The sequence below is a fragment of the Methylobacterium persicinum genome, from assembly GCF_022179525.1.
GTDB lineage: Bacteria > Pseudomonadota > Alphaproteobacteria > Rhizobiales > Beijerinckiaceae > Methylobacterium > Methylobacterium persicinum.
Map to the genome: position 1 here is coordinate 97402 of NZ_BPQX01000020.1, position 7799 is coordinate 105200.

6 protein-coding genes are annotated in these 7799 nt (G+C 72.0%); 4 read left to right on the forward strand and 2 right to left on the reverse strand.

Annotated features, from left to right (window positions below; translation table 11 throughout):
* Positions 1–120: 120 nt before the first annotated feature.
* Entirely contained in the window at positions 121–984 is an 864-nt protein-coding gene (locus MFF22_RS08770; protein WP_238248581.1) for a hypothetical protein, read from the reverse strand.
* Positions 985–1119: 135 nt separating this feature from the next.
* Here MFF22_RS08770 and alr point away from each other — a divergent pair, with 135 nt between their 5' ends.
* Both alr and radA read left to right on the forward strand, forming a co-directional pair.
* Positions 1120–2211: an alanine racemase gene (gene alr / locus MFF22_RS08775; protein ID WP_238248582.1), complete on the forward strand. Its 1092-nt coding sequence runs from the start codon at positions 1120–1122 to the stop codon at positions 2209–2211.
* 226 nt (positions 2212–2437) lie between these two features.
* Positions 2438–3871, forward strand: a complete 1434-nt coding sequence (gene radA / locus MFF22_RS08780) for a DNA repair protein RadA (RefSeq protein WP_238248583.1) — start codon at positions 2438–2440, stop codon at positions 3869–3871.
* 6 nt (positions 3872–3877) lie between these two features.
* Here radA and MFF22_RS08785 read toward each other — a convergent pair whose 3' ends face one another.
* Positions 3878–4111: a hypothetical protein gene (locus MFF22_RS08785; protein ID WP_238248584.1), complete on the reverse strand. Its 234-nt coding sequence runs from the start codon at positions 4109–4111 to the stop codon at positions 3878–3880.
* A 299-nt stretch (positions 4112–4410) separates the two neighbouring features.
* Between MFF22_RS08785 and MFF22_RS08790 the strand changes: the two genes are divergently transcribed.
* Both MFF22_RS08790 and MFF22_RS08795 read left to right on the forward strand, forming a co-directional pair.
* Positions 4411–6246: a chloride channel protein gene (locus tag MFF22_RS08790; protein WP_370877570.1), complete on the forward strand. Its 1836-nt coding sequence runs from the start codon at positions 4411–4413 to the stop codon at positions 6244–6246.
* Positions 6247–6402: 156 nt separating this feature from the next.
* Positions 6403–7482 carry a tartrate dehydrogenase gene (locus tag MFF22_RS08795; protein WP_238248585.1) on the forward strand — a complete coding sequence of 360 codons (1080 nt, stop codon included), beginning with the start codon at positions 6403–6405 and terminating at the stop codon, positions 7480–7482.
* Positions 7483–7799 lie beyond the last annotated feature (317 nt).

Here is a 7799-nt window from a genome sequence, read left to right on the forward strand (position 1 = left end):
CGTGCGGCTCTCCCGACGAAGGGGTTCACTATAAACTGCCGAACCTCGGCCGTCACCACCATGCGGGCCGGGATGCCCATTCTGTGTCGCCGATGCATCGGGGCGTCACCCGATGCCCTTTCAGTAGGCGCCCGCGCCACCGAGGCAGGCCGCCGCCGCGGAGCTGGCACAGGGGTCGTTGGCCGCCGTCGCGGGAGCCCCGGAGATGCCGGCCCCCCCGCCTCCGGCCCCCCCGCCTCCGGCCCCGCCCGCCGTGGGGGTGACCGCGGCGGGGGTCACGGAGGCGGCGACAGGGTCCGTCGCCCCGCTGCCGGCCGCGATGCCGGCACCCCCCGTGCCGCCGCCACCCCCTGTGGCCGGCGTCGCGATCCCGCTCCGGGCCGTCGTGGCCGTGCCGCCGAGGCTGAACCCGCCGGTGGTGAGGGTCCCGAGGCCGGTCGCGGCGGTCTGGCTCGTTCCGGAGAAGCCGGTGGCACCGATGCCCGCCGTCGCGAGCCCGCTCGATGCCCCTACGCCGCCCAAGCCTGTGAGGCTGCTGCCCTGCAGGCCGGAAATCCCGCCTCCGAAGGAAGAGCCGCCGAGGACCGAAGAGGACAATCCAGTCGACGAGAGTCCCGTCGACGAGAGGCCGAGGCTGCCGGTGGCCCCGATGGACAGGCCCGTTCCGGTGGTGGTTCCGATCCTCCCCACGGAGACGCCGGAGCCGAAGCTCAGCCCGCTGGCGTTGAGGATGCTTCCGGTCTGAGCGGAGACCGTCGGAAAGGCCCCAGAGCCCGAACTCGACGTGCTGCCGAGGCTCAGGCCGCCGGGGTTGGTGAGGGAGACCTGCGGTTCGACGGCGGCCTGCTGATTCGTGAAGCCGGGGGCCGCCGGCGCCACGGTGACCGTGCCGAGGGAGCTTCCCCCCGGCCCGATGGGGGTGGTCTGCGCCAGGGCCGGGCCTATCCAGGGCATCAGCGCCGCAGCGAGGATGGCGATGCGCATCAGACGGGTCCTCGACAGGGGTGTCTCCCTGGAATCGGGGGCGGGAACCGGAGTTCCGTCGTTGCCAGGGCATCGGGTGTGGCACTAGGTCCGGGGCGTGCATCGCGGCGGGTCGGGCGGGCGGGAGCGTTGGGCGTGGCGGGTTCGGGACGGAGCGGGACGGGGGTGCACGGCGCCCGGCTGACGGTCGATCTCTCCGCCCTCGCGGCCAACTGGCGCCGCCTCGCCGCCCTCGCGGCGGGGGCGGAATGCGCGGCGGTGATCAAGGCCGACGCCTATGGCACCGGCATCGGCCGCGCCGCGCCGGCCCTTTGGGCGGCGGGCTGCCGCACCTTCTTCGTCGCCCACCTGTCCGAAGGCCTCGCCGCCCGGGCCGTCGTGCCGGAGGCGGCGGTCTACGTGCTGAACGGGCTCCCCTCGGGCTCGGCGGAGGCCTTCGCGGCGGCCGGCCTGCGGCCCGTCCTCGGCAGCCTGGAGGAATTGACGGAATGGGCCGCCCTGGCGGGAGGCCCCCGGCCGGCGGCGCTCCATGTCGACACCGGCATGAACCGGCTCGGCCTCTCCGTCCCCGACGCCCTGGCCCTGGCGGGGGATCCACGGATCCCGGCGGCGGGGATCGACCTCGTCATCAGCCACTTCGTCAGCGCGGAAAGGCCGGAGGACCCGGTCAACGCCCGGCAGATCGCCGACTTCGCCCTCGTGCGGGCGGCGCTGCCGGGGCCGCGGGGCTCGCTGGCCAACTCGTCCGGCCTCTTCCTCGACGGTGCGAGGCACGATCTCGTGCGGCCGGGCTACGCCCTGTTCGGGGGCAACCCCACCCCCGGCCGGACCAACCCGATGCGGCCGGTGGTGCGCCTGGAGGCGGGGATCGTCCAGGTGCGCGAGGTCGAGGCCGGCATGACCGCAGGCTATAATGGGCGCTGGACCGCGCCGGGCCCGCGCCGCCTCGCCACCCTGTCGCTGGGCTACGCCGACGGCCTGCCCCGGTCCCTGAGCGGGCGCGGCCATGCGCTGGTGGGCGGCGTGGCCTGCCCGATCCTCGGCCTCGTCTCCATGGACCTGATCATCCTCGACGTCACGGAGGCCCCCGACGCGCGCCGGGGCGCAGGCGCGGTGCTGATCGGCGATACCCTCGACGTCGATACGGTCGGCCGTTCGGCAGGGACCATCGGCTACGAGATCCTCACCAGCCTTGGTTCTCGTTATGTTCGAGATTATGGTGGGTAGGACGGCGAGTCTCCCGGCCTCGCCCTCGTCTTCCTCCGAAACCGAACCGGACAATCACCGGAACCTTCCGTCCTTGCGAGCGGAGCGAAGCAATCCAGGGATGCGCCAAGGCCTCGGGATGTCCCATTGCCCTGGGTTGCTTCGCTCCGCTCGCAAGGACGGCAAGAATTTCCGGATGAGGGCGACGGCCGGAGACCGGTGACAAGCGGCAAAAGTCTTCGAAAGCATGGCCAAGATCCACCAGACCTTCGTCTGCCAGTCCTGCGGGGCGGTCTACAACCGCTGGCGCGGGCGCTGCGAGGCCTGCGACGGCTGGAACACGATCCAGGAGGAAACCTCCGCCGGGCCCGGCCAGTCCGGCCCCGCCGCCACCCGGCCCTCTCGGGCCCGGGGGCGGATCTTCCCCCTGGAGGGCCTGACCGGGGAGGCCAAGGAGGCCCCCCGCACCCCCTCCGGCATCGGCGAGCTCGACCGGGTGACCGGCGGCGGCTTCGTCCGCGGCTCGGTGATCCTGCTCGGCGGCGATCCCGGCATCGGCAAGTCGACCCTGCTTATGCAGGCCGCCGCCGCGATGGCCAAGCAGGGGGCGGGGGTCGCCTACATCTCCGGCGAGGAGGCGGTGGGGCAGGTGCGCCTGCGGGCCGAGCGCCTCGGCCTCGCCCAGGCCGACGTGCAGCTCGCGGCGCAGACCAACGTCGAGGACATCGTGGAGACCCTGAGCCAGGGCAGGCCCCCGGCGCTGGCGGTGATCGATTCGATCCAGACCATGTGGACCGAGACCGTCGAATCGGCCCCCGGCACGGTCACGCAGGTGCGCTCCTCAGCCCAGGCGCTGATCCGCTTCGCCAAGACCACGGGGACGGCGGTGATTCTGGTGGGCCACGTCACCAAGGACGGGCAGATCGCCGGCCCGCGCGTGGTGGAGCACATGGTCGATGCGGTCGCCTCCTTCGAGGGCGACCAGGGCCACCACTTCCGCATCCTCCGCGCCGTGAAGAACCGCTTCGGGCCCACCGACGAGATCGGCGTGTTCGAGATGACCGATGCCGGGCTCTCGGAGGTCCCGAATCCCTCGGCCCTGTTCCTGGCGGGGCGGGACCAGCAGGCGGCGGGCACCGCCGTCTTCGCGGGGATGGAGGGCACGCGGCCGCTGCTCGTCGAGATCCAGGCCCTGGTGGCCCCCTCCTCCCTGGGCATGCCCCGCCGGGCGGTGGTGGGCTGGGATCCGAACCGCCTGTCCATGGTGCTCGCCGTGCTGGAGGCCCATGCGGGCATCCGGCTCGGGAGCCACGACGTCTACCTCAACGTCGCGGGGGGCCTTCGGGTGGTGGAGCCGGCGGCCGACCTCGCGGTGGCCGCCGCCCTGGTCTCGTCCCTGTCGGGGGCGGTGCTGCCGGCCGAGACGGTCTATTTCGGCGAGATCGGCCTGTCGGGGGCGATCCGCCCGGTCGCCCAGGCGGGGGCTCGGCTGAAGGAAGCCCAGAAGCTCGGCTTCGCCAAGGCCCTCATCCCCCAGGGGCGGGGCGAGGGCGAGAAGGTGCTGTCCGTCGAGACCCTGCGCCACATCGCCGACCTCGTGGCCGGCATCGGCGCCGGCTCGGCCCGCCGGGGCGGGCGCGGCCGGGCGCCGGCCCGGGCGATGGAGGACGACGATTACTGAGCGCCCTCAGGCGATGTAGGGCGTGTGCTTGTCGCCGCCGTGGGCGTTCGATCCGTCGTTCTCGCCGGAATTGAAGGGGTTGGTCTCGCCGCGCTGATCGTGCGGGGGCTCGGGGAACTGGGTGAGCGGACGCCAGGGCGTCGGCGGAACGCCCATACGCAGGGCGCTCGGCAGACGAAACAGCCACGCCGCCAGGAGCATCCAGGGGACGACGAAGAACACGAACGCGGCGAGACCCATCTCGATCCTCCCGAAAGAGGGGCAATGCGCCAGGGGCCAAAGGGGATCCGGGGCGCGGTGCAACAGGCCGCGGCTCCCCCGACCAAGTAGGGGTTCGGCACTCGCCCGCGTTGCGTGACGATCCTCCCGGCGGAGACGGAAAGGACGCGTCAGCGGGACAAGACCCGCCATCCCTCGCCGGGCTCCCCCGCTCCGCATCATCCGGCTGTGGACGCCCCACCCCTCCCCTGCGTAAGAACTGAAGGGTGAGCGCGCGACAGCCCTCCCCTGGAGCGGCGGCCGAACCGGACGCCGGACCCGTGGCCGCTCAGGCCCGCGGGCGGCGGGTTCATGCGCCCTTCGTCCAGGCGCCGGGTCGGCTGCGGGCCTTCGTGCGTCGGAGCGAAGGCGGCCTCGTCCTTCTCGCGACCTTCGTCGGCGCCATCTCGGGCGTCGCCGTCTCGGGCATGACGTGGATGACCCAGGGCCTGCGCGAGGTGCTCTACCGGCTGCCCGCCGGCAGCCGCCTCAGCGCGATGGATGTGGTGACGCCGATCCTGCTGCTGGCCGGCCCTTGCCTCGGGGGCATGGCGCTCGGCCTTCTCATCGTCCTGGTCAACTACATCCGCGGGCCGCGCAAGCGCCCGGCCATCGACCCGATCGAGGCAAATGCCCTGCACGGGGGGCGGATGTCCCTGCGCGACAGCCTCTACCTCGCCCTGCAGAACATCATCTCCAACGGGTGCGGCGCCTCCGTCGGCCTGGAGGCGGGCTATACGCAGCTTTGCTCGGGCGTCGCGTCGCGGCTCGGCATCGCCTTCGAGCTGCGCCGGGGCGACCTGCGGACGCTGGTCGGCTGCGGCGCGGCGGCGGCCATCGCGGCGGCGTTCGGCGCGCCCCTCACAGGGGCCTTCTACGCCTTCGAACTGATCATCGGCACCTATTCCATCGCTACGTTGACGCCCGTCGTGGTCGCGGCCTTGTGCGGGAGCCTGATCTCGCAGGCGATCCTCGGCACCCAGCCCCTCGTGGCCTTCGACAACATGCAGGCGGTGACGACCTCCCACGTCACCAGCCTGGAGATCATCCCGAGCCTGATGCTCGGCCTGTTCTGCGCGGTCCTCGGCATCGCGGTGATGCGCGGCGTCACCCTGGTGGAGCAGGTGGTGCAGGCCTCCGGCCTTCCCCGGATCACCGCCCCGGCCATCGGCGGCCTCTGCGTCGGGGCCCTGGCGCTCGCCGGGACGCCGCAGGTGCTTTCGGGGGGCCACGGCGCCCTACACATGCACTTCGCCGAGAGCGCCCAGGGCACCACGGCCCTGGCCCTCGCCGGGCTGTTCGCGGCCAAGGCGGTCGCCTCCGCCGTCTCCATCGGCTCAGGGTTCCGGGGCGGGCTATTCTTCGCCTCCCTGTTCCTCGGGGCGGTCGCGGGCAAGTTCTTCGCCGTGGCCGCGCCCCTCCTCGTGCCCGTGATGGCCGGGTTCGGGCTGACGCCGCTGGCCTATGCCGTGATCGGCATGAGCGCCCTCGCCGTGGCGGTGATCGGCGGCCCGCTCACCATGACCTTCCTCGCCCTGGAGGCGACGGGGAGCCTGCCCATCACCGGCCTCGTGCTGGCGGCGGTGATCGCCTCCTCCCTCACGGTGCGGAAGACGTTCGGCTACTCCTTCGCCACCTGGCGCTTCCACCTGCGGGGCGAGAGCATCCGCAGCGCCCACGATATCGGCTGGATCCGCTCCCTCACCGTCGGCCGCCTGATGCGGCGGGAGGTGCGGCCCGTACCCCTCGACACTCCGCTGCCGACCTTCCTGCGCGCCCATCCCCTCGGATCGCCCTCGCGGGTGGTGGTGATCGACGGGAAGGGCCGCTACGCCGGCATCGTCTCCGTGCCCGAGGCCCATGCCCTGGCGCGGGAGGCCGCCTCCGGGGAGCAGCCGGCCCTGGCCGACCTCCTGCGCCTCACGGACGACTTCCTGACGCCGGAGATGAACGCCAAGGAGGCCGCCGCCGCCTTCGACCGGACGGAGAGCGAGGCGCTGGCCGTGCTCGACGCCTCGCGGACGGTGCTCGGCCTGCTCACCGAGAGCCACACCCTCAAGCGCTACAGCGAGGAACTCGACCGCCAGCGCCGGGCGATGGTGGGGGAACCCGGATAGAGCCCTGCTAATCCCAAGGGCTTCGCCCCTGGACCCCACCCAAGGACGTAACGCAGGGGCGTGACGCAGGGGCGTGATGCCCTTGGGGATCCCCGGCACCTTGACCGGGCGACCGGTCTCATCACCTTGAGCCCAACGAGACCAGCGGAGGATTCCATGTCCGGTTCTGAGCGCAGCTACCGCATCGCGGTGATTCCCGGCGACGGCATCGGCAAGGAGGTCGTCCCCGAAGGCGTGCGCGTGCTGGAGAAGGCCGCCAAGCGCCACGGATTCACCCTCCAGCTCGACTGGTTCGACTTCGCGAGCTGCGACTACTACGAGCAGCACGGCCGGATGATGCCGGAGGACTGGAAGGCCCAGATCTCCGGCCACGACGCGATCTTCTTCGGCGCCGTCGGCATGCCGGCCCGGGTGCCGGACCACATCTCCCTCTGGGGCTCGTTGATCCTGTTCCGGCGGGAGTTCGACCAGTACGTCAACCTGCGCCCGGTGCGGCTGATGCCCGGCGTGAAATGCCCCCTTGCCGACCGGAAGCCCGGCGACATCGACTTCTGGGTCGTCCGCGAGAACACGGAGGGCGAGTACTCGAACGCGGGTGGGCGCATGTTTGCCGGCACCGACCGGGAATTCGCCCTGCAGGAGACGATCATGACGCGCTACGGCGTCGACCGCGTCCTGAAGTTCGCCTTCGAGCTGGCCAAGACGAGGCCGCGCAAGCACCTGACCTCGGCCACCAAGTCCAACGGCATCTCGATCACCATGCCGTACTGGGACGAGCGGGTGCGGGCCATGGCGAAGGACTATCCCGACATCACCTGGGACCAGTACCACATCGACATCCTGACCGCGCATTTCGTGCTGAACCCGGACCGGTTCGACGTGGTGGTCGCCTCGAACCTGTTCGGCGACATCCTGTCGGACCTCGGCCCCGCCTGCACGGGCACGATCGGCATCGCGCCGTCCGGCAACATCAACCCGGAGCGGGTGCATCCGTCGGTGTTCGAGCCGGTCCACGGCTCAGCCCCCGACATCGCCGGCCAGGGCATCGCCAACCCGATCGGTCAGATCTGGTCCGGGGCGATGATGCTGGAACACCTCGGCGAGGCCGAGGCGGCGGCCGAGATCGTCACCGGCATCGAACGGGTGCTAGCCGAGCGGACTCTTCGGACCCGCGACCTCGGCGGCAACGCCGACACGCAGGCCTGCGGCAAGGCAGTGGAAGAGGCGTTGGGCTGAAGGCTGGCCGATCGTCGCTTTTCTCCCCTCTCCCCGCCCGCGGGGAGAGGGCTTCGGCGACCTCGTCGTCGCCGGAGCGAGGCGGCAGCCGGGGGTGAGGGGTGGGCCGAAGGCGTCACATCCTGTGAGCCCCCTCACCGCCGCTACGGCTTCGCCTCCGCTTCCCGCCGACACGACAAGGTGTCGGCGGGCCTCTCCCCGCAAGACGGGGAGAGGGGGAATAACGCCCTCAGCGCGGCCGGCGGCGGACGTTGACGACGTTGCTGGCCTGATCCGCCGTCTCGGCCTTGTCAGACGGCAGGGCGGCGGTGACGGCC